The organism is Eubacterium ramulus ATCC 29099 (assembly GCF_000469345.1).
GTDB classification, from domain to species: Bacteria; Bacillota; Clostridia; order Lachnospirales; family Lachnospiraceae; genus Eubacterium_I; species Eubacterium_I ramulus.
Genome location: NZ_KI271101.1, coordinates 1 through 20,868, shown reverse-complemented (window position 1 = coordinate 20,868; position 20,868 = coordinate 1). Strand labels below are relative to the sequence as shown.

At 43.4% G+C, this 20,868-nt stretch carries 17 protein-coding genes and 1 tRNA gene; 1 reads left to right on the top strand and 17 read right to left on the bottom strand.

Annotated elements, in window-relative coordinates:
• Positions 1–319: 319 nt before the first annotated feature.
• The 13 genes from HMPREF0373_RS04395 to HMPREF0373_RS04330 form a co-directional block, all read right to left on the bottom strand.
• A complete protein-coding gene (locus HMPREF0373_RS04395; RefSeq protein WP_021738421.1) occupies positions 320–754 on the bottom strand; it encodes a flavodoxin in 435 nt (144 codons plus the stop codon).
• A 188-nt stretch (positions 755–942) separates the two neighbouring features.
• Positions 943–1,530 carry a DUF3793 family protein gene (locus HMPREF0373_RS04390; RefSeq protein WP_021738420.1) on the bottom strand — a complete coding sequence of 196 codons (588 nt, stop codon included), beginning with the start codon at positions 1,528–1,530 and terminating at the stop codon, positions 943–945.
• The gene (locus tag HMPREF0373_RS04385; protein WP_044962922.1) at positions 1,520–1,819 is read right to left on the bottom strand and encodes a DUF2325 domain-containing protein; all 300 of its coding nucleotides are present in this window, start codon (positions 1,817–1,819) and stop codon (positions 1,520–1,522) included. Before HMPREF0373_RS04385 ends, HMPREF0373_RS04390 begins: the two co-directional genes overlap by 11 nt.
• A gap of 164 nt (positions 1,820–1,983) precedes the next feature.
• On the bottom strand, positions 1,984–2,460 hold the full coding sequence (gene moaC, locus HMPREF0373_RS04380) for a cyclic pyranopterin monophosphate synthase MoaC (protein ID WP_044962920.1): 477 nt from the start codon (positions 2,458–2,460) through the stop codon (positions 1,984–1,986).
• 46 nt (positions 2,461–2,506) lie between these two features.
• Positions 2,507–3,541, bottom strand: a complete 1,035-nt coding sequence (locus tag HMPREF0373_RS04375; RefSeq protein WP_021738417.1) for a molybdopterin-binding protein — start codon at positions 3,539–3,541, stop codon at positions 2,507–2,509.
• Positions 3,542–3,602: 61 nt separating this feature from the next.
• On the bottom strand, positions 3,603–4,088 hold the full coding sequence (locus HMPREF0373_RS04370) for a MogA/MoaB family molybdenum cofactor biosynthesis protein (protein WP_021738416.1): 486 nt from the start codon (positions 4,086–4,088) through the stop codon (positions 3,603–3,605).
• A 245-nt stretch (positions 4,089–4,333) separates the two neighbouring features.
• Entirely contained in the window at positions 4,334–5,185 is an 852-nt protein-coding gene (locus HMPREF0373_RS04365) for a hypothetical protein (RefSeq protein WP_021738414.1), read from the bottom strand.
• Between the two features lie 88 nt (positions 5,186–5,273).
• Positions 5,274–6,251 carry a flavodoxin family protein gene (locus HMPREF0373_RS04360; protein WP_021738413.1) on the bottom strand — a complete coding sequence of 326 codons (978 nt, stop codon included), beginning with the start codon at positions 6,249–6,251 and terminating at the stop codon, positions 5,274–5,276.
• 526 nt (positions 6,252–6,777) lie between these two features.
• Positions 6,778–7,695: a SufB/SufD family protein gene (locus HMPREF0373_RS04355; protein WP_336302551.1), complete on the bottom strand. Its 918-nt coding sequence runs from the start codon at positions 7,693–7,695 to the stop codon at positions 6,778–6,780.
• A gap of 160 nt (positions 7,696–7,855) precedes the next feature.
• Positions 7,856–8,587: an ABC transporter ATP-binding protein gene (locus HMPREF0373_RS04350; RefSeq protein ID WP_021738410.1), complete on the bottom strand. Its 732-nt coding sequence runs from the start codon at positions 8,585–8,587 to the stop codon at positions 7,856–7,858.
• 249 nt (positions 8,588–8,836) lie between these two features.
• On the bottom strand, positions 8,837–9,028 hold the full coding sequence (locus HMPREF0373_RS04345; RefSeq protein WP_021738409.1) for a PspC domain-containing protein: 192 nt from the start codon (positions 9,026–9,028) through the stop codon (positions 8,837–8,839).
• Positions 9,029–9,194: 166 nt separating this feature from the next.
• Positions 9,195–9,797 carry a carbohydrate-binding family 9-like protein gene (locus HMPREF0373_RS04335; protein ID WP_021738407.1) on the bottom strand — a complete coding sequence of 201 codons (603 nt, stop codon included), beginning with the start codon at positions 9,795–9,797 and terminating at the stop codon, positions 9,195–9,197.
• Positions 9,798–9,894: 97 nt separating this feature from the next.
• Entirely contained in the window at positions 9,895–11,166 is a 1,272-nt protein-coding gene (locus tag HMPREF0373_RS04330; protein ID WP_341348891.1) for an AAA family ATPase, read from the bottom strand.
• Positions 11,167–11,506: 340 nt separating this feature from the next.
• Between HMPREF0373_RS04330 and HMPREF0373_RS04325 the strand changes: the two genes are divergently transcribed.
• Positions 11,507–13,231: a S8 family peptidase gene (locus HMPREF0373_RS04325; protein WP_021738404.1), complete on the top strand. Its 1,725-nt coding sequence runs from the start codon at positions 11,507–11,509 to the stop codon at positions 13,229–13,231.
• Positions 13,232–13,314: 83 nt separating this feature from the next.
• On the opposite strand, the gene HMPREF0373_RS04320 is transcribed toward HMPREF0373_RS04325, so the two are convergent.
• From HMPREF0373_RS04320 to HMPREF0373_RS04305, 4 genes are all read right to left on the bottom strand, one after another.
• Positions 13,315–15,783 carry a glycogen/starch/alpha-glucan phosphorylase gene (locus HMPREF0373_RS04320; protein WP_021738403.1) on the bottom strand — a complete coding sequence of 823 codons (2,469 nt, stop codon included), beginning with the start codon at positions 15,781–15,783 and terminating at the stop codon, positions 13,315–13,317.
• On the bottom strand, positions 15,783–18,941 hold the full coding sequence (ileS, locus tag HMPREF0373_RS04315; protein ID WP_021738402.1) for an isoleucine--tRNA ligase: 3,159 nt from the start codon (positions 18,939–18,941) through the stop codon (positions 15,783–15,785). The genes HMPREF0373_RS04320 and ileS overlap by 1 nt, the downstream gene beginning before the upstream one ends.
• Before the next feature lie 583 nt (positions 18,942–19,524).
• The gene (locus HMPREF0373_RS04310) at positions 19,525–20,598 is read right to left on the bottom strand and encodes a Gfo/Idh/MocA family protein (RefSeq protein WP_044962916.1); all 1,074 of its coding nucleotides are present in this window, start codon (positions 20,596–20,598) and stop codon (positions 19,525–19,527) included.
• Positions 20,599–20,750: 152 nt separating this feature from the next.
• Positions 20,751–20,823, bottom strand: a tRNA-Trp gene (locus HMPREF0373_RS04305).
• Between the last annotated feature and the right edge of the window lie 45 nt (positions 20,824–20,868).

The following is a 20,868-nucleotide window of genomic DNA, read 5'->3' as shown; positions in this document are numbered from 1 at the left end:
GGTTTTTTCTTTCTGTCAGACAACTTAATTGTTATCATAGCTTAGATTATGCATAAATGCAAGAGTAAAAAATTATTCCTCATGCATCTGGTCGTATCCTCGCGGAGCGTTTTTATGTAATAGGAATATTACGTAGTAATTTCCTATTACATAAAAAATCCCACTCACACGGGCAGAGTCCTGCCAGTGCAAGTGAGATTTTCGGGTGGAATGAATTCTAGTTACGTTTGTTCATACGTTACATTATTTTTTATCTTTTGGTTTTTGGTTATAGGATTCAGTTGTTGTTTTTCTTATCTGATTACTATCAGTTTATATGTTATGCATTTGCTGCAAGTGCTTTTCCTGCTGCTTCGCATGCGGCCTGTGCGTCTGCATCCGGAGCTTCGTTTGCAATGATACCTTCGGCTTCGATCATCTCAGCGCCTGCACCTGTCATCTGCTCGACCCAGTTGCGCATCCATTCGCCATCTCCCCAGCCATAGGATCCGAATAACAGGATCTTTTTGCCGGATACGCTGCCAAGGATTTCTTCTACAAACGGCTCCATACTGGATTCTTCCAGCTGCTCTGCCCCCATGGACGGGCAGCCAAGTGCAAATGCTTTTACATCTGCGATATCTGCTGCGCCTGCGTTTTCAACCGGAATGATCTTTGCCTCTGCACCTGCTGCTGCAACACCATCCGCTACGCTCTGAGCCATTGCTGCTGTATTTCCTGTACCACTCCAATAAATAATTTTAACTTCTGCCATTTTTTTGTCTCCTTGATTTTATATTTTTTATTTTTTCTGTATACAGATTCCGCTCTTTCACACTTGTATGACTGCTTTGGAATCGATATACAGTTTAAACCTTTTTTATTCTTTTTTTTCGTTGTATTAGCCACACTTTTCTGTATTTATTCCGATTGTGGCAATTGCGTGAACGCTTTACCTTATTATCAGCAGGCAATCTCACTCATGTGTTTTCCTGCCATATATTCCATCACAGCACATTCTTTGGCATCATCATATGCCTGAAAAATCTGCTTCGCCTGTGTCACATCACCATAGACTTTCCAATATCCGGTATAGCGGCTTTCCTTTCCCTCATGCCGGATAAATCCTCTGACATCCTCCAACGGATAGCCGAGAAATATGCCCATTTCATGTGGATAATGCTCCATCCCCCGGGCCGACAGGGAAACGCGCGCCCCAAGATGATTCAGACAGGCTTCTGCCTGCGTACTTTCATATCCGTACTGCTGTAAAAATACAGCCACCTGCGGATCTTCCAGACACTGCTGCACCTCTGCTTCCCGGTATACATATACCACGGCACGTCCTGCTCCCTGGCACAGACATTTGACCCGGATCCCGGTACCCCGAAATGCGGACCGTACAAATTTCAGGTAAGCCGCCGGAACGGTAAACATACTTGACATTTTTATATCTTTTAAAACCGGTGCACAATGCAGAATGATCTGCATCATGAGGCTTTCTGTGACTTTCCTGCTGGAAAGCTGGTTTAATACGGCTTCAGTTGGCATTTGCTGTCCTCCTCTCTGCTCTTTTTAATATCTCGTTTAATGCGCTGGCGCTGCTGCTGTGGGAACGTTCCACTATGATGTTTTTGCGTTCTGCTTCTGCCACGGCACAATGTACCATCTTATGAGAAACGGTGGAGGTAAAGAGAATCAGCAGATCCGGACTTCCGATTTTGTTTTTCAGATCTGTTTTCATTTTCGTAAATACTTTTGCCTTACATTTGTACTGTTTGCAGATCTGTTTGTACTGTGTTTCCATTCTTTCGTGTCCTCCGATAATTACGATACTCATGTTAGCCTCCTTCATCTATTATTAGCATTTCCTAATCGTAATTTTTAAAAGAAAGCGGATTTCCTGGTTATCCGCTCATTTTTATGCAGTTAGTATAAATTAACCCTCTTGTTTCGTCAAGAGGGTTAATGATTATATTTTTTCATTTTGTTTCTTCGTTTTTATCAACCTCTGATATAATGTCCGGATTTTCCGCCGTCTTTTTCCAGAAGTAAAATATCTTTGATCACCATGCCGCGATCTACTGCTTTGCACATGTCATAGATGGTCAGCAATGCTGCGGATACGGCGTGCAATGCTTCCATCTCGATCCCGGTCTTTCCGGTAGTCCGCACAGATGCGATGGCTTCGATCTCTGCTTTTTCCGGATACAGTTCAAAATGAATATCCACACCGGTCAACAGCAACGGATGGCACATCGGAATGATCTCCCAGGTCTTTTTCGCTGCCATGACACCTGCTACCTGCGCTACGGCGAGCACATCTCCTTTTTTGATTTTGCCGTCTGTGATCAGCGCAAAAGTCTCCGGCTGCATACAGATCCGGCCGGAAGCCACGCCGATCCGCTTGGTATCTGCTTTTTCTGAGACATCCACCATTTTGGCTCTGCCCTGCTCATTGATATGTGTTAATTCTGCCATTTTTTCTCCTTGCATTTTAGTATCATTCGAATCGCTTACGATAATATTATTTTCCAAATCCACAGTTTGGGAACGTACAGACCTCACAGTTCAGGCACAGACCGCCCTCACCCAGTCTTGCAATATCTTCCGCGGTAATCTCATCCTCTGCCATCACTCTTGGCAGCACCAGATCAAAGATTGTGCGTTTTGCATACATGACGCATCCCGGCAGACCGAGGATTGGAATTACTCTTCCGTCTGCTTTATTCGTATAATAAGAAACAAGCATCATCGCTCCCGGAAGCACCGGTGCACCGTAGCTGACAATCCTTGCTCCGGTTGCCATGATGGCACCCGGGGTACAATCGTCCGGATCCACGCTCATGCCACCGGTACAGATGATCAGGTCTGCGCCTGCCGCGATCTGCTTTTGAATAGCTTCCAGAATATGTGTCTTTTCATCGTCCACATAGATCTGACCGATTTCTTCGGATGGAAAAGCTGCCAGTTTCTCCCGGATGACCGGACTGAACGTATCTTTGATGCGTCCTTTGAACACTTCACTGCCGGTGGTCACAATCGCATACTTTTTCTTTTTATATGGTTTGATCGTAAAAATCGGCTCCGTGCCGCCCGCTTCCTTTGCACGTTCCATTTTTTCTTTTTCAATGATCAGTGGAATGATTCTCGTTCCTGCCAGTTTATCCCCGACACGCACCGGGAAATCGCCATGCCGGGAGGCGATCATCATCTCCCCCAGACTGTTGACTGCAACCAGCGCTTCACGGTTGATTTTCAGCAATCCGTCTGTATCCGCAATGAGTTCGATCTTTCCTTCTTTGATATCGGAAGGATGCATATGCTCACCGGCACAGATTTCATACAGAATCTCCGCTGCTTCATTTTCATGCCACATCGTGTCATCCTTTTCCCATACATACAGATGCTCTTTCCCTACGGAAAGCAGCACCGGAATGTCCTCTGCGGTCACAATATGTCCTTTGCGGAATACTGCATCTTTGGTCACCCCCCGGATGATCTGAGTAATATCATGGCAGAGTACATGCCCTACCGCATCTTCTGTTTTTATCAGTTTCATAATATCCTGTCTCTCCTGTCACCTGTTTTTTATCATTCATACATGCCTTTGCTCTGATTCATTACTTTCTTGCGCACTCGGCATCGTTACCAAGCAGAATATCCAGCCCATGCTTTAAGGAGGGCAGAATATAACTCAATGCTTCATCCACAGCCTTCGGACTGCCCGGCAAATTGACAATCAGTGTCTCTCCACGGATGCCCGCCGCCGCTCTAGACAGCATCGCCCGCTCTGTGATCGTCAGCGAATATTGCAGGATTGCCATGGGAATTCCCGGCACTTCCCGCTCGATCACTGCCTTTGTTGCCTCCGGTGTCACATCCCGTTTGGAAAAACCGGTTCCGCCTGTGGTCAGGATCAGCTGGATATCATCATTGCACATGGCGATCATTTCATCCTGCAGCATCTGCTGATCATCCGGCAGGATTACTTTCTTTCTGACGGTATAGCCCTGGGCTTCCATAATCTCTGCGATTCTGGCTCCGCTACGATCTTCCCGCTCTCCCAGATACCCCTTGTCACTGGCTGTAATAATTCCTACATTCATGTATTGTACTCCTCTGTTATCTGAATCCTATATTACATTTCCCTATTTTTCAGTATACCACACGAATACACTTATGTCACGATGTACAAAAAATCTGAATCCACCTGTGCTTCCACAATGGTGGATAAATGACCTTCTGCTATCTGTAACGAAAAAAAGGACCGGAGGCTCAGAAAATCATACAAGCGGACGTTTTCGTCTGCGGTATTCTTTTCTGAGCCTCCGGCCCAACACAACCTTATGGTTTATCTCATGGTGATGTATCCACGATAATTTGCAAGGTTGTTGCTTGGTGTATAATCAGCAACTGCTGCACTGCAAACATTGTGGTATGGTTTCAGGAACGGGAAAGCATCCTGCTGAGCCCATGACGGTTTCTCAAGTGCTTTCATGTCATCTACCATTACTTTGTACCATCCGGACTGATTCTCAAACCAGATTTCAAGTACCCAATCCATTGCGCATCCGTTGATGTCTTTCTTTACGGCACTTGCAAGTACACGTGTACACTCCGGAGCTGCCTGAAGGATCGGAACTACTTTCTCAAATAACCATTTCTCTCCCTCTGCTTTGTCTACGCCTTCCGGGAAACCGATGGTCATATTGAAACGATAGTTTGCGCCATCCTCGATCGTACGTCCTTTTCCTTTCAGGTCTTTCTCCCACCACATCGGAAGGAATGCAAAGATAAATGGATTTCCTTCTGCATTGTTGGATTTACGGGCTGCATTTCCTGCATCTCCGTCAGAATCAATCTGAGCGTCTGTATGAGCTGCTGCCGGGATCTGTCCCTGCCATACAAGTACGTCCATCGGGAATGTCTCAGCGATTGCTTTGATCTCAAGACGAGGATCAAGGTCGCTTACTAACCAGTGATGCTCTGTCAGCTGCATTCTTGCGTATCCGAAACGATCACCCTGTGGTGGAATCGGGAAGGACGGATAAAATGCATATTTGGTAACATACGGCTCAAACTGAGAGATGCTGTCCGGAACATGTACTTTATAAAGCCATCTCTGAAGTTTTGGTCTGTAGTCTTCGCTTACGCAGTCAACGTAGATAAGACTTCTCATTGGTTCGAATTTGAAATCTGCCATTTCTAAATACCCTCTTTTCTCTTATTTCTATAACTTATATCAGACGGGAACCATTTTTTGTCCCCGCCTGTTATAAACTTTATGGAATTTATTTCTGTTTGGATGGAGCTGGTGTCGGCTCGCATACTGCTGTATAATGCTCTTTACGTTTTTTGAACTCAGGATCTTTGTAAAGGTTCATCAGACGACCCTCATTCTCAAAGATATCCTGTCCATGTAAGAATTTACCGGAAAGAATGTCATGTGCATGATGCTCTGTAGCCGGATCATATTTGAATTTGAATGCTCCGTCAACGATCTCCAGTGTTCCCTCAAGACCACACAGCTCACATACGCAGTGTGTTGTACCCGGGTAGATGTAGAAGTTATTACCCTGGCAATGCGGGCAAGCGCCTTCTTTGCCTTTCCAGAGAGAAGTTTTCTCGGATCCTTCGATCTGCATATCTTCATCAATGATCTGCTGTGCAGCATCTGCAAGGTTACGTCCGATTTCTTTCATACGCTCAACTTTGTCATCCTGCATGATAACGTCTTTACACCAGGAGAAGAACTCGTTGTTTACTACTTTCCATCCCGGACTTAAAGCGAACATCGCATGATCTGTCTCACAACGAACTGCCCAGTCAGATCCACCGATTCCTACGAAAGAAAGTGCTTTCTGACGGAAGTATCTTGGGTTCAGACCTTCTTTGCCTGCTTCTTTCAGTTTGCCATCCAGCATCATCATCATACCTGTATCATGTCCCGGTCCCATACGATCTGTGATGGAATGATATAAACCGGTTGCACCGGACTCAAAAATCGGATCTACGAAGAGAACTCCATCTGCCTCGACAACTTTCTCATAGAAAGCTTTGAAATCATCCTGACGGGAGCAGATCATTCCTTTGCCCATTACAAGGCCACGGGAACAGGCAACACAACCGGAGCAGTACTGGATATCCCAGTCAAGAAGGTGGATAAATTCGATCTCTGCACCTTTTTCTTTTGCTGCTTCCAGAGCCACACGACACATTGTGTCATTGTTACCGTTTTTTGTTCCAAGTGAAACACCTAAAATTTTCATACTTGTCCTCCTTTAATTTACCTGCATACATTTGATTTAGATATAATACGTTCTCCCATATTGTAAAAATACGTTTGCATTTTCCTCACGAAGCGGATGTCATATTTCTGCATCATCATGCAACATTACTCTTATTGTCACTCTTATGATGAAACCAAACCTATGTGTCAAAATCCTATCCTATTTCTATATTTCATCGCCTGTTTTCGTGCACAGCAAATGTTTGTAACCGTTCTGGTTTTACCAGCTGACCAGTTACTCGTATTATATCACAATCTTGCTTTTCTTTGTGTATTTTTATTATAAATTTATCTTATTTTTTAGTCAAATGTACATTTTGCATCAAAAAGCCCCGGGAATTCTCCCGGGGCTCTTATAACGCGTATATTTTTTAACAAATTTTCACGAAAAATCAGCTGTATTCCATTTTTGTTATGCAAAAAGTGGATTACTGACTTTTTGTACCTGTTTTAATACATAAGCTGACATATTTATCTCAGAATCACCGCACATCTTCGCGGAGTGTTTATCTCAGGAAACCGTTGACAATCTGCTCTTCTGCCTCTTCCTCTGTCAGACCCAATGTCATAAGTTTGATGATCTGCTCACCGGCGATTTTTCCGATAGCTGCCTCATGGATCAGTGCTGCGTCCAGATCATTGGCCTCCAGCTGCGGAATCGCAAGGATCCGTGCTTTGTCCATAATAATGGCATCACACTCGGTATGACCGCTGCATGGTGCATTTCCGATGATCCTGGAATCAAATTTCTGATAAGAGGTATCTTTTGCCACGGAACGGGAAATGACATCTGCACTGGCTCCCTCACCATTCAGGCTGACGGAATATCCACTGACTGCATGCTGGTCACCATGTGTCATCAGACGCTCACGGACTACCAGCTTGGCACCTGCTGCCAGTTCTGCCTTCGTATCACGCTCCGTAGAATCCACACCTTTGATCTGGACCATTTCCATCTCCATGTAGCTTCCTTCTTCCATATACACTTCCGTGCCCGGATTCAGGATACGTTTTCCTTTTCCGTCACCTGCACCGTAATGCTTTTCCACATATTTTACTTTTGCATTTTTCTCGATGAAGAAACGGTGGATACCATCATGCTCTGCATCCTGATCCCCACAGTTGTCGATACCACAGCCAGCTACGATGACCACGTCACTGCCTTCTCCGATATGGAAATCGTTATAAACCATCTCTTTCATGCCGCTCTGGCTCAATACAACCGGAATGTGTACACTCTCATTTACAGTACCCGGTTTGATATAGATGTCGATACCGCTGACATCTGTCTTGGATACAATATCAATATTTGCCGTTGTATTTCTGGCTGCCATCTGACCGTTTGCACGGATGTTGTAAGCTCCCTCCGGAACTCCATGCAGATCAGCGACTTCCGCCAGAAGTCTTTTCTGAATCTCATCCATCATATCTATCTAATCCTCGTTCTTTCCTATATATTCATAGATTGGCTAAATTTCAACTAACACCATTCGTTATTCATTTTTGATCACTTCTTATTCCTAATACCATTAAGGTTTCTCTTTTCAACTAACAGTGTTAGTCCTTTATTCACAATATAGATTTTTACTTGTTAAATTTATCACACATATTCACTGCGGAAGATGTTCCCAGCAACTGCGGAAGTATCTCATCCTTCGGACCGTGATTGATGATCTGTCCTGCAGAGATCACTACAATCTCATCTGCAATATCAAGGATACGCTCCTGATGAGAAATGATCAGGATAGAACCGTCTTTTGTTTTTTCCTGCATACGCTCAAATACCTGGATCAGATTCTGGAAGCTCCACAGGTCGATACCGGCCTCCGGCTCATCAAATACGGAAAGCTGTGTACCTCTTGCCAGTACCGTAGCAATTTCGATACGTTTTAACTCACCGCCGGAAAGGCTCGCATTTACTTCACGGTTGATGTAATCTTTCGCACAGAGTCCTACTTCAGACAGATACTGACAGGCATCTGCTGCGCTCATTCTGCGTCCTGCTGCCATACGGATCAGATCCAGCACCTGAATTCCTTTGAATCGTACCGGCTGCTGAAAAGCAAAACTGATACCCATTTTTGCTCGTTCCGTAATACTTTTTTCTGTAATGTCCTCACCGTTAAATAAAATCTGACCGGAAGTTGGTTTCTCGATACCAACAATTAATTTTGCCAGGGTGGATTTTCCACCGCCGTTCGGTCCTGTAATGACTACAAACTTGTTGTCGTCAATTTTCAGATTAATTCCTCTGATAATCTCTTTTTGTGCTTTTTCGTCTGATACTTCAAAAGACACATTTTTCAATTCCAGCATCTTGTTTCTCTCTTTCTGTTTTTTTAATCATTCCATTCCGTCTTTTTCGGAATTTTTTATTCCCATATCGGATTTTGGTTTTTATATCCTAGCGTTTTTCTTGGTTTTCCAATAAACGCAAAGAGCAGTGAAAAGACTTTTGTCCTCTCACTGCTCATATTTTTTAATTTTCATACACTTTTCATGCATGTTGCCTGCTATTTTTTCTGCAGCATCATCATATCAATGCACGAACGAAAACAGCATATCTTAGTCCAGTGGTCTTCTCGGAATAATGACCGCTGCCAGAAGATAGATCAGTAATCCGCTTCCTGCTGCAAATGCAAGTACCACCCAGATCAGTCGGATGATCGTCGGATCGATACCAAGAAACTCTCCAAGACCGCCGCATACGCCACACAATACTTTATTGTCCTCTGATTTGTATAATTTTTTATTCATTCTTTATCCCTCTTCTGATTTACCTTCATACAGAAAATTACTGTATGTCTCCTGCGCATTTCTGATATATTTTACTATATAAGTATTTTTTTCGCAAGAAGATTCTGTGCTTCTGACTTCACTTAACCATCTGGTGAATCTGAATTTACTGTTCTTCCATGCAGATCTATTGCAATTCTCCGGTTTCAAAAAATTCCGGCCTGTGAAAATCCGGTTCTGGCACATCTACCGGCGAATAACTTGCATAATGAATCTGTTCGGCATTACCGCCTTCACACACTTTGTAAAAGTTACAGGCAATTTTTGTACCCGCAATTTGCGGAATCGGACCACCAATTTCTTCCAGAAGTTCTAACGGCAGAAAGAAACAGATTTTCCAGCAATTCTTTTCAATGACCGCCTGCGGCTGACAAATTCTGATCTGCTCTTCTGTGAAAAATGTTCGATCCGTACGCTCTGTCCCAGACTGTATCAATGTGGCTCCGTTTGCATTCATCTCAACATTGACATACAAAGGTGTCTCTTCTGACCAGAAACCAAGAAATGCCTCCATTCCACTGTCCCGACTCACCGGATCGTTCATTTTGATATAGGTCCGGAGCGGATCTGCTTCTTCACAGATCATTTCCACCAGAAATCCATGCTCTTTCCAACAGGCAATTTTTCCATATGTTTTTGGAATTGCTTTTGTCCCCCATAAAAGATGTGTGATTTCAAATGTTTCACACTGTGCAAATTGTTCTTTTTCGTCTATGATTTTTATATTCATTCTTTATCGTCCCCCGATCAATACTATTTTTCCCTCAAATGCAAATCCATAATGATGAATCTGCTCCGGTTTTATATGAAGCTCCAACAGCTCCGCATCATACTGTTTTTCCTGAATCTGCATTAATGCCGCCTGTACTGTTTCCTGCAAAAAACCAGCTTTTAAACATTCCGGTAAACATTCCAAGTGTTTCCAGATTTGTGATTTTCAGATGATACCACGGTTCCAGCAAAATGCCACGTTGTTCCACTTCCAACACTTTCAGATATCCACTGGCAAGCAGCAGACTCCAAATTGCATTTTTATCCTGCTGTAACTGTTCGAAAACAATCTGTTCATCAAAGGTAACCAAAATCTCTTTTTCCTGCAAAAGAATTTCCATTTTTTCTTTCATATCGGTTGCTGATTGCTGAATCAGGCTGTTGATCAGCGTGTTGGAACTGGTCGCTGCCCAGTACGCCCCGATTTTCTTTTTATCCAGATAATTTGTGATTGACCATGGATTATAAATATCCGTATGATTACCAAATGTAAATCCATCATACCACTGTTTCACCAGTTCTTTTTTATCTGCCAGGCCAAATTCTTCCAATGCCTGAAATACTTCCTGTTCTGTGAAACCAAAATAAGTGGCATATTCATCCGACGTTGTCGTGATCACATTCAAATTATTCAGATCAGAAAAAATAGACTGCTTTGATACCCGTGTAATTCCTGTCAAAACTGCACGTTCCAGATATGGATTTGATTTGAATGTCGCATTGAAAAGACTTCTTAAAAAAGAGGTAAACGTATCCCAATAACCGTGTACATATGCCTCCTGCATGGGCGTATCATATTCATCTAACAGCACAATCACTTTTTTCCCGTAATAGCGATACAGATACTGGCACAATAAATTGATTGAAAATGAACTTTCCGCATCTTCCATATACATCGATACGTTTCGATACATTGCTTTCTCATTTTCACTAAGCAAATTTCCATCCAGAAGATAGCGGTGTTCCTCATATAACCGTGCAATCTGCATATTGATCTGTTTTTTCACCTCTGATAACTGATCTGCTTTCACTGCCGCAAAACTCAAGAAAAGTACAGGATACGTGCCCTGCAATCCCCTCCATTTTTCTTCGGTCCAGATAGAAAGACCTTCAAACAAATCTCCTCTGTCAGCATACTGATTTGAAAAAAAACATTTTAGCATATCCATATTCAGAGTTTTTCCAAAACGTCGCGGACGTGTGATCAATGTAATATCATCCTGTGATTCCCACCATGCCCGGATCAAGTCTGTTTTATCAATATAAAAACTGTTCTGTTCTCTCAGACTCGCAAAATCCTGTTTTCCTATACTGACTGTTTTTGTCATCTCAGTGCTGCACCTGCCTTTCTGTATTGTTATCAGTATAACATTGCGTTTCCAGAAACACAACGGCACATAGCAAAATATGTCCCATAGTAAAATATCAAAATGTGCTATCATAACTTTCATAAGAAAAGCTATAAATAGCACATTTTTCAGCTATTTCAAGGGCTGTAGACGATACATTTCTTTCAAAATAATCTTGCTCCGGATGTATTTTCTACATTTTGCACATATACAATAATATGAAAGTACGGAGCAATCCGTATAATCAAGATTTGGGTGTTTTGACACCCAAATCATATGATTACAGTTTTTAAAACTTTCAGGAAAGGAATCTGCTATCATGAATAATGAAAAATTAGAAAATCTCCTGAATCTGGCATTGAACGCCACACCGGAAGAACGCGAAAAATCTTTAGAACTGAATGTTGGATATGATACTGCTTCCCGCAGCTGGGAAGTGATTGTAAAAGCCTCCGGTGGCTTTGATCTGCTTCCGGAGCTGTTTCCACAGATCACGATCCATCCGTTATTAAATGGATATGGCATTCTGACAGTACCTGCCGATCTTCTGGATGCCTTATCAGAACGCCCGGAAATTGAATACATGGAAAAACCGAAACGGCTTTTTTTTGCTGTCAATAGCGGGCGATCGGCTTCCTGTATCACGCCACTTCAGATAACACCTGCTCCAGAACGAAACAATCTCTATGGTTCCGGTATCATCACTGCCATCATCGACTCCGGCATTGACTACGCCCACCCGGATTTCTGCAACACAGACGGCACCACCCGGATCCTTGAACTCTGGGATCAGAGTCTTGACCGCATTTTCACGCAAGCTGAAATCAACGAAGCCCTGCAGGCGCCCTCGTCTCAGGAACGATACCAACTTGTCCCAAGCCGGGACTTATCCGGCCACGGCACACATGTAGCCGGAATTGCTGCCGGAAACGGACGTGCATCGGACGGCCAGTACCGCGGTGTTGCCCCGCTAAGTTCCCTTTTGATCGTAAAACTTGGCATTTCCGATCCGGATGGTTTTCCCCGCACTACGGAACTGATGCGTGCGGTAGATTATGTCCTACAAAAAGCGTTTTCATGGCAGATGCCCGTGGCCATTAACTTAAGTTTTGGCAATAATTATGGTTCCCATGACGGTGCAACCCTGCTGGAAACTTACCTTGATAATGTATCTTCTTATTGGAAGTCCTGCATTGTCACCGGCACCGGAAACGAAGGTGCTTCCCGGATTCACACTTCCGGATCATTTCTCCCAAATAGTTCCCCCGTCACCATTCCATTTTCGGTCAGTGATTATGAATCCGGTCTGAATCTCCAGCTCTGGAAATCTTACGCGGATGAAATTGAAGTAACCCTGCGCCATCCGAACGGCACGATTGTCGGGCCATTTCAGGAACGGCTTGGCACCTATCGATTTAGCGCCGGAATGACCGAACTTCTGGTGTATTACGGAAAACCAAGTCCCTACAGCATCAGCCAGGAAATCTATCTGGATTTTATTTCCCAGGGAAGCTACATAGATGCTGGTATCTGGGAACTGACGCTTAATCCCCGCCGCATCACCGCCGGTTCCTATGACCTGTGGCTTCCGGGAGAGTCCGTAATCGGCAGCGGCACCGGATTCTTATATCCGACAGAAACCACTACGCTCACGATTCCCTCTACTGCTGCCAAAGTCATTTCGGTAGGTGCCTATAATGCTGCTTTCAACAGTTATGCCGCCTTTTCCGGGCGTGGATTTACCCGGATGGAACACCGGATCAAACCGGATCTGGCAGCTCCCGGCGTCAATATCATTTCTGCCGCTCCCGGCGGTGGCTATACATCCAAAAGCGGTACTTCCATGGCCGCTCCTTTTGTCACAGGAAGCTGTGCCCTGCTGATGGAATGGGGGATTGTGCGAGGCAATGATCCCTACCTGTACAGTGAAAAAGTAAAAGCTTACCTGATTCGGGGCACAAAAAAACTGCCTGCCTTCACGGAATACCCCAATCCCTATATCGGGTGGGGCACTCTGTGTACGGCAGACAGTATACCAACTTAAAATGCACAGTGATTCTAATAAGAATACATCAGCTTACACCGATCAGAATCACGCGCCAAGTTTCACCTACGTTCAACTCGAATTTACTGCTCTGTTACAGTTACTTTTACTTTATCAAGATGCCAGATATCATCTACGTACTCCTGAATGGTTCTGTCAGAAGAGAATTTTCCAACATGTGCCACATTCAGCATAACGAGTTTTGCCCAGCCTTTCTCGTCTCTGTAAGCTTTCTCCACACGCTCCTGAGCTTCTGCGTAAGAACGGAAGTCTTTCAGGCAGAAGTAAGTATCAGCGAACTGTGTGCACTGTGTATTGAGCAGTGAATTGTACAGATCACGGAACAGCTCTGTATCATTTCCGGAATAGAATCCGTTGATGAGCTGCATCAATACCTGACGGATTTCCTGATCCTGATTAAAGATATCCATCGGATTGTAATCGCGGTTCTGCTCATGCGCGATGACTTCATCGGAACTCATACCAAAGATAAACATATTCTCTTTGCCGACTTCCTCAGCCATCTCTACGTTTGCACCGTCCATTGTTCCAATTGTTGCAGCACCGTTTAACATAAATTTCATGTTACCGGTTCCGGATGCTTCTTTACTTGCAGTAGAAATCTGCTCGCTGACATCTGCTGCTGCAAAGATCCACTCAGCATTGGATACTTTATAATCTTCGATAAATACAACTTTCAGCTTGTTGTCAATACTTGCATCATGGTTGATCACATCAGCTACGGCGTTGATCAGCTTAATCGTCAGTTTTGCATTTTTGTAACCGGCAGCTGCTTTTGCACCAAAGATGAAGGTTCTTGGATAGAATTCCATATCCGGATGCTCTTTGATCTTGTTGTACAGATACATAACATGCAGAATGTTCATCAGCTGACGTTTGTACTCATGCAGACGTTTTACCTGTACATCAAAGATAGAACGCGGATCTACTTCAATGCCGTTGTGCTCCTGGATGTATTTTGCAAGACGCAGCTTGTTCTGATATTTGATCTGCATGAATTCCTGCTGTGCTTTTGGATCATCTACATAGACAGCAAGTTTTTCCATGTGGCTTAAATCTGTGATCCAGTCGTTTCCGATCTTGTTGGATACCCACTCAGCCAGCAGCGGATTTCCGTGATACAGGAAACGACGCTGTGTGATACCGTTTGTCTTGTTGTTAAATTTCTGCGGGAATAACTCGTAGAAATCTTTTAACTCCTGTTTTTTCAGGATTTCTGTATGCAGTCTCGCTACACCGTTTACAGAGTAACCTGCAACGATGGCAAGGTGTGCCATTTTGACCTGTCCGTCATGAATGATCGCCATTTTATCTTTTTTATACTGATTTCCCGGATATTCCTCTTCTACTTCCAGAAGGAATCTGCGGTTGATCTCCTCAACGATCTGATAAATACGCGGAAGCAGACGGGAGAAGATTTCAATCGGCCATTTTTCCAATGCTTCTGCCATGATGGTATGGTTGGTGTATGCACAGGTCTTTGTTGTGATCGCCCATGCCTCATCCCAGGTCAGACCTTCCTCATCCAGAAGGATTCTCATCAGCTCTGCAACTGCTACGGTTGGGTGTGTATCGTTCATCTGGATGGTTACTTTCTCAGAAAGTTTGTGGATATCCGGATGATATTTTTTATAACGGGCTACGGCACGCTGTACACTGGCAGATACGAAGAAATACTGCTGTTTCAGACGCAGCTCTTTACCCTGGATATGGTTGTCGTTTGGATACAGAACTTCTACCAGGTTTCTTGCAAGGTTTTCCTGCTCAACGGCTTTTCTGTAATCACCTTTGTCAAAGGAATCCAGCTCAAAACATTCCATCGGCTCAGCATCCCAGATCATCAGTGTGTTTACCATATTGTTGTTGTATCCAACGATCGGCATATCATACGGAACAGCCAGTACGGACTGATAATTTTTCTGAACGAATTTTGTACGTCCGTTCTCAGCCGGCTCAGCCTGTACATAACCACCGAATTTGACTTCAAAAGAATGCTCCGGTCTGCGCAGCTCAAAAGGATAACCGTTTTTCAGCCAGTTATCCGGTACTTCCACCTGATAACCGTCTTTGATCTTCTGTTTGAACATACCGTAACGATAACGGATACCACATCCATAAGCAGCGTAACCAAGCGTAGCAAGGGAATCCATAAAACATGCAGCCAGACGGCCCAGACCACCGTTTCCGAGTGCCGGATCCGGCTCCTGATCTTCGATCATATTCAGATCAAATCCGATTTCATCCAGTGCTTCTTTTACTTCTTTGTATGCGGTCAGATTGATCAGGTTGTTACCGAGGGCACGCCCCATCAGAAACTCCATAGACATGTAATATACCATCTTCGGATCTTCTTTGTCGAACGTCTGCTGGGTAGCAAGCCAGTTGTCAATGATAACATCTTTTACAGCATAAGACACCGCCTGGAAGACTTCCTGTTCGGAAGCCTCCTCCATGGTTTTGCGGTAAAGTGTTTTCACATTGTCTTTTACACATTTAATGAATTCTTTTTTGTCAAATAAAATATTTTTCATTACTGTTTTTCCACTCCTAACTCAACCTTGTGGCCGTTGATATTCCACTCTTTCTGGTAGCCTTCTAATGCGCCTTCTTTGATATCTACCGCAAGTACTTCACTCTGAATTTCTTCTTTGTGTGCTGCAAATACTTCACAGATTGTTTTCTCTGCTTTGAAGGAAAGGACGATCTTATCCATTACTTCAAATCCTGCCTCTTTACGCATTGTCTGTACCTTACTGATGATCTCGCGGACAAAGCCTTCCTCAATCAGCTCCGGTGTCAGTTTTGTATTCAGTACAACAGTGATGTCATTTCCGGTCTCAGTAGCAAATCCTTCTGTCTGAGCTACGGAAATCAGTAAGTCTTCTTCTGTTAAAACGATGCTCTCGTCCACTTCAGATAAAGTGATGGAACCTTCTTTTTTTAGCTGTGCCATTGCTGCGTGTCCGTCAATGTTTTCCAGGGCAGCTTTGATCTTGCCCAGGAATTTACCATATTTCGGTCCTACGGTACGAAGCTGCGGTTTGAAGCTGTAATTCGTATATGCACTGACATCCTCGATGAAGCTTACTTTCTTGATATTCAGCTCATCCTCGATGATCTCCACAAAGAACTCCGGTACTTCAAACGGTGCTTTTACATACATATCGCCGATTGGCTGTCTGTTTTTGATATTTGCACTGTTTCTTGCCGCACGGCCAAGTACAACGATTTTCAGTACTTCTGCCATATTTTTCTCAAGTTCCGGATTGATCATTGCCTCGTCAACAACCGGGAAGTCACACAGATGGATACTTTCCGGAGCATCTTTATCAATGCTTCTTACCAGGTTCTGGTAAATATCTTCTGTCATGAACGGAATCATCGGAGCAGCTGTCTTGCAGATCGTTACCAGTGCGGTATACAGTGTCATATACGCATTGATCTTATCCTGCTCCATGCCTTTTGCCCAGAAACGCTCACGGCTTCTTCTTACATACCAGTTACTCATATCATCTACGAAATCCTGCAGTGCTCTTGCAGCTTCCGGGATTCTGTAATTTCCAAGGTTGTCATCGACTGCCTTTACCGTAGAATTCAGTCTGGACAGCAGCCATTTATCCATAACGGATAATTTATCATATTCCAGATTGTATTTTGTTGCATCAAATGCATCAATGTTTGCATACAGAACGAAGAATGCGTAAGTATTCCACAGTGTACCCATGAATTTACGCTGTCCTTCCATAACGGCTTTTCCGTGGAAACGGTTTGGCAGCCATGGGGCAGAATTGATATAGAAATACCAGCGGATGGCATCTGCGCCATATTTCTGCAGTGCGTCAAACGGATCAACTGCATTTCCTTTGGATTTACTCATCTTCTGTCCGTTCTCATCCTGTACATGTCCCAGAACGATAACGTTCTCGTATGGTGCTTTGTTGAATAACAGTGTGGACTCTGCCATCAGGGAATAGAACCATCCTCGTGTCTGGTCTACTGCCTCTGAAATGAACTGAGCCGGGAACTGCTGCTCAAATACTTCTTTATTTTCAAACGGATAATGATGCTGTGCAAATGGCATTGCTCCGGAGTCGAACCAGCAGTCGATTACTTCCGGTACACGGTGCATGTCTTTGCCACAGTGTGGACACTTGATGGTGACAGCATCGATATACGGACGGTGAAGTTCTACTTCTGCTGCTTTCGGATCCCCACTCTTCTCAGCCAGCTCTGCACGGCTTCCGATGGATTCCATATGACCGCACTCACACTGCCATACGTTCAGCGGAGTTCCCCAGTAACGGTTACGGGAAATACCCCAGTCCTGGATATTCTCCAGCCAGTCACCGAAACGTCCTTTACCGATGGATTCCGGAATCCAGTTTACTGTAGCATTGTTGCGCACCAGATCGTCTTTGACTGCTGTCATCTTGATAAACCAGGATTCTCTTGCGTAATAGATCAATGGTGTATCACATCTCCAGCAGTGCGGATAACTGTGCTCGAATTTCGGGGCATCAAAGAGCAGTCCTTTTTCTTCCAGATCTTTTAATACCATCGGATCTGCTTTTTTTACAAATACACCCTCATACGGTGTCTCTTTTGTCATCTCACCTTTACCATTTACTAACTGAACAAATGGAAGGTCATATCTGCGTCCTACCTGGGCATCGTCCTCACCAAATGCCGGAGCGATATGAACCACACCGGTACCATCCGTCAGTGTAACGTAATCAGCGCATGTGACAAAGTAGCCTTTTTTGTGCTGTTTCTTGCAGATGTCTACGGCACAGTCAAATAATGGCTCATATTCTTTGTACTCAAGGTCTTTTCCTTTGTATGTCTCAAGTACGTCGTATGCTTTTGTGTCTGTCTCTTCATCTGCCAGTTTGCCAAGAACCGTGTCGCACAGTGCCTCTGCCATATAATAAGTATATCCATCAGCAGCTTTTACTTTCACATAAGTCTCTTCCGGGTTTACACAAAGAGCTACGTTGGACGGCAGAGTCCATGGTGTTGTGGTCCATGCAAGGAAATATGCATCCTCATCTTTTACTTTGAAACGAACCACTGCAGAACGTTCTTTGACATCTTTGTATCCCTGTGCTACCTCATGGGAAGACAGCGGAGTACCGCAGCGCGGGCAGTAAGGAACGATCTTAAAACCTTTGTATAACAGGCCTTTGTCCCAGATTTTTTTCAGTGCCCACCACTCAGACTCAATAAAGTTATTGTCATAAGTAACATATGGGTTGTCCATATCTGCCCAGAAACCAACGGTTCCGGAGAAATCTTCCCACATGCCTTTGTATTTCCATACAGACTCTTTACATTTTTTGATAAATGGGTCAAGACCGTATTCTTCAATCTGCTCTTTACCGTCAAGGCCAAGTAATTTCTCTACCTCCAGCTCAACCGGAAGTCCATGCGTATCCCATCCTGCTTTTCTCGGAACCATTTTTCCTTTCATAGTCTGGTAACGCGGAATCATATCTTTGATAACACGGGTTAATACATGACCGATATGCGGTTTTCCATTTGCAGTAGGCGGTCCGTCATAGAAAGTGTATGTCTCACCTTCTTTACGATTTTCCATACTTTTGCGGAAAATGTCATTTTCTTTCCAGAATTCTTCTGTCTTTTTCTCACGATCCACAAAATTCAGATTTGTTGAAACTTTTTCGTACATTCTGTTCTCCTCATTTCATGTTATATTTCTTTCCTATTTCTTTGCAGATTGTCTCTGCTCATTTATGATTCTCCCAGGAACGCATTTATTATAGAAAAATCAGACTTTCCTTTTTCTATAATTCACAGAAAATTGTATAAAATTTCCTGCAAAATAAAAAGCCTTCGTCCCGAAAAGGACGAAAGCTTTTAACAATCGTTTTAACCACCTGTTCGAAGTACGCGACATATTTGCCGGATACCAGTTCCCTGTAACGGTGGAAACACCGTCAGCTCCTACTCTCTGAAAACAGCTATGATATCTGTATCATTTCATAGAATCATGATTCAGATCTACTCTGCTTTTTGTTTCAGAACTGCAACTCAGAAGTGATTTTCCACTGAGCGGTACTGATACCGGCTTCCACCGTCCCGGCTCGCTGTAATGCTCCCAGTCAGCGTACTCTCTTCATCATAGTTTTTGCATTTGAATATTTTTTAACAATGCAATTATAAGTATTCGCTTACTGGTTGTCAACCTTGTTTCAGGAAAAATGCTTCTTATTACATAGAATTTCAGTATTTTTTACTTGTTTTATAACTTTTTAGACAGACCAGCTTTGGCTTGTCGATATAATTTCTTTTCCAGGATTCTTCACTGCCTCATCCATCAGAAAAGACAGATAGGCATCCTGAAGTCCTTCACGAAGTGGATAAAACTCTTTTCCTGTCTCTACATATTGTTTCATGTGAGCCAGAAGATCGGTCACTGCAATCTCATCATCATTTATCCGTGCACCCGGAAATGGATTTTCATAAATTCGTTCTCCACGGAAACTGATATATCTGTGACTCCAACCGTCTATATTATAAACTCCATCATCTTCTCTGTGCATCTGCTCGCTTACCGGACGATTCTGATGATCCATGTAACAGATCTGATCTCCCCGAACCTCTCCTCTTGCTCCCTGTATCACCCAGGAACGACTTCGTATTGGAGAAAAATACTGTTCATCATCAAAATCATAAAATGCAGCTTTTCCATTTTCAAAAATAATATCAATCCGTGCCCGATTTCCGGTTAAGATTTCTCCGGACGTATGCCACCCTGCCCGATCTCTTGTTTTTGTCACTGGAAATTGATACGTTTTTCCACTGATTTTACAATTTTCCATTCCAATTCCAAGGAATTTCCGAAAAATACTAATGGCATGATACCCATGAATGGCTGACATCGATACATTTGAAATCTCTCCAAGAATCCCACTGTCGATCACATTCTGAACCGCTGCATAATACGGTTGCAGAAAATATTGCTCTGTAACCTGAACTTTTCCATGCAAGATTTGAACTTCTTTCCAAAGATTATTTAATTCTTCTATATCTTGCCCAGGCGGAGTCTCACAAAGTACGGGAATCTGCAACTTGCATAGTCGCAAAATCCATTCTTTCATAACACTTCTCGGTACACACAACAAAGCAAATTCCGGCTTTGTATCTAATGCAGTTTCCAAATCAGTCGTTGTTAATATCCCTGTCTCTTGCTGGATCTCTTGCGCACGTTTTTCCGAATGCATTACAATCGCTGATACTTCCAGCCTGTCTGAAAGTATTTCAGCTGCGCGAAGAAAATACTGTGCCCGCCAGCCACAACCAATCATTATAAATTTCATACTCATAAGCGAAAACTTCCTCTCCTTTTTCTACATCTTTTACTGTATCAAAATCTGTTCTTTCTTATCATACATCAATTTTTTTCTCTTGGGAAGTTAGAGCCTATACAAGAAAATAAAAAACACTGAAAAACATTTCTGCTTTTCAGTGTCTGCTACAGGGACAGAAGGACTCGAACCCTCGACATTTGGTTTTGGAGACCAACGTTCTACCAACTGAACTATATCCCTATATTTTATTGAAGATATATACCTTCAAAACTTCATACAGAACCA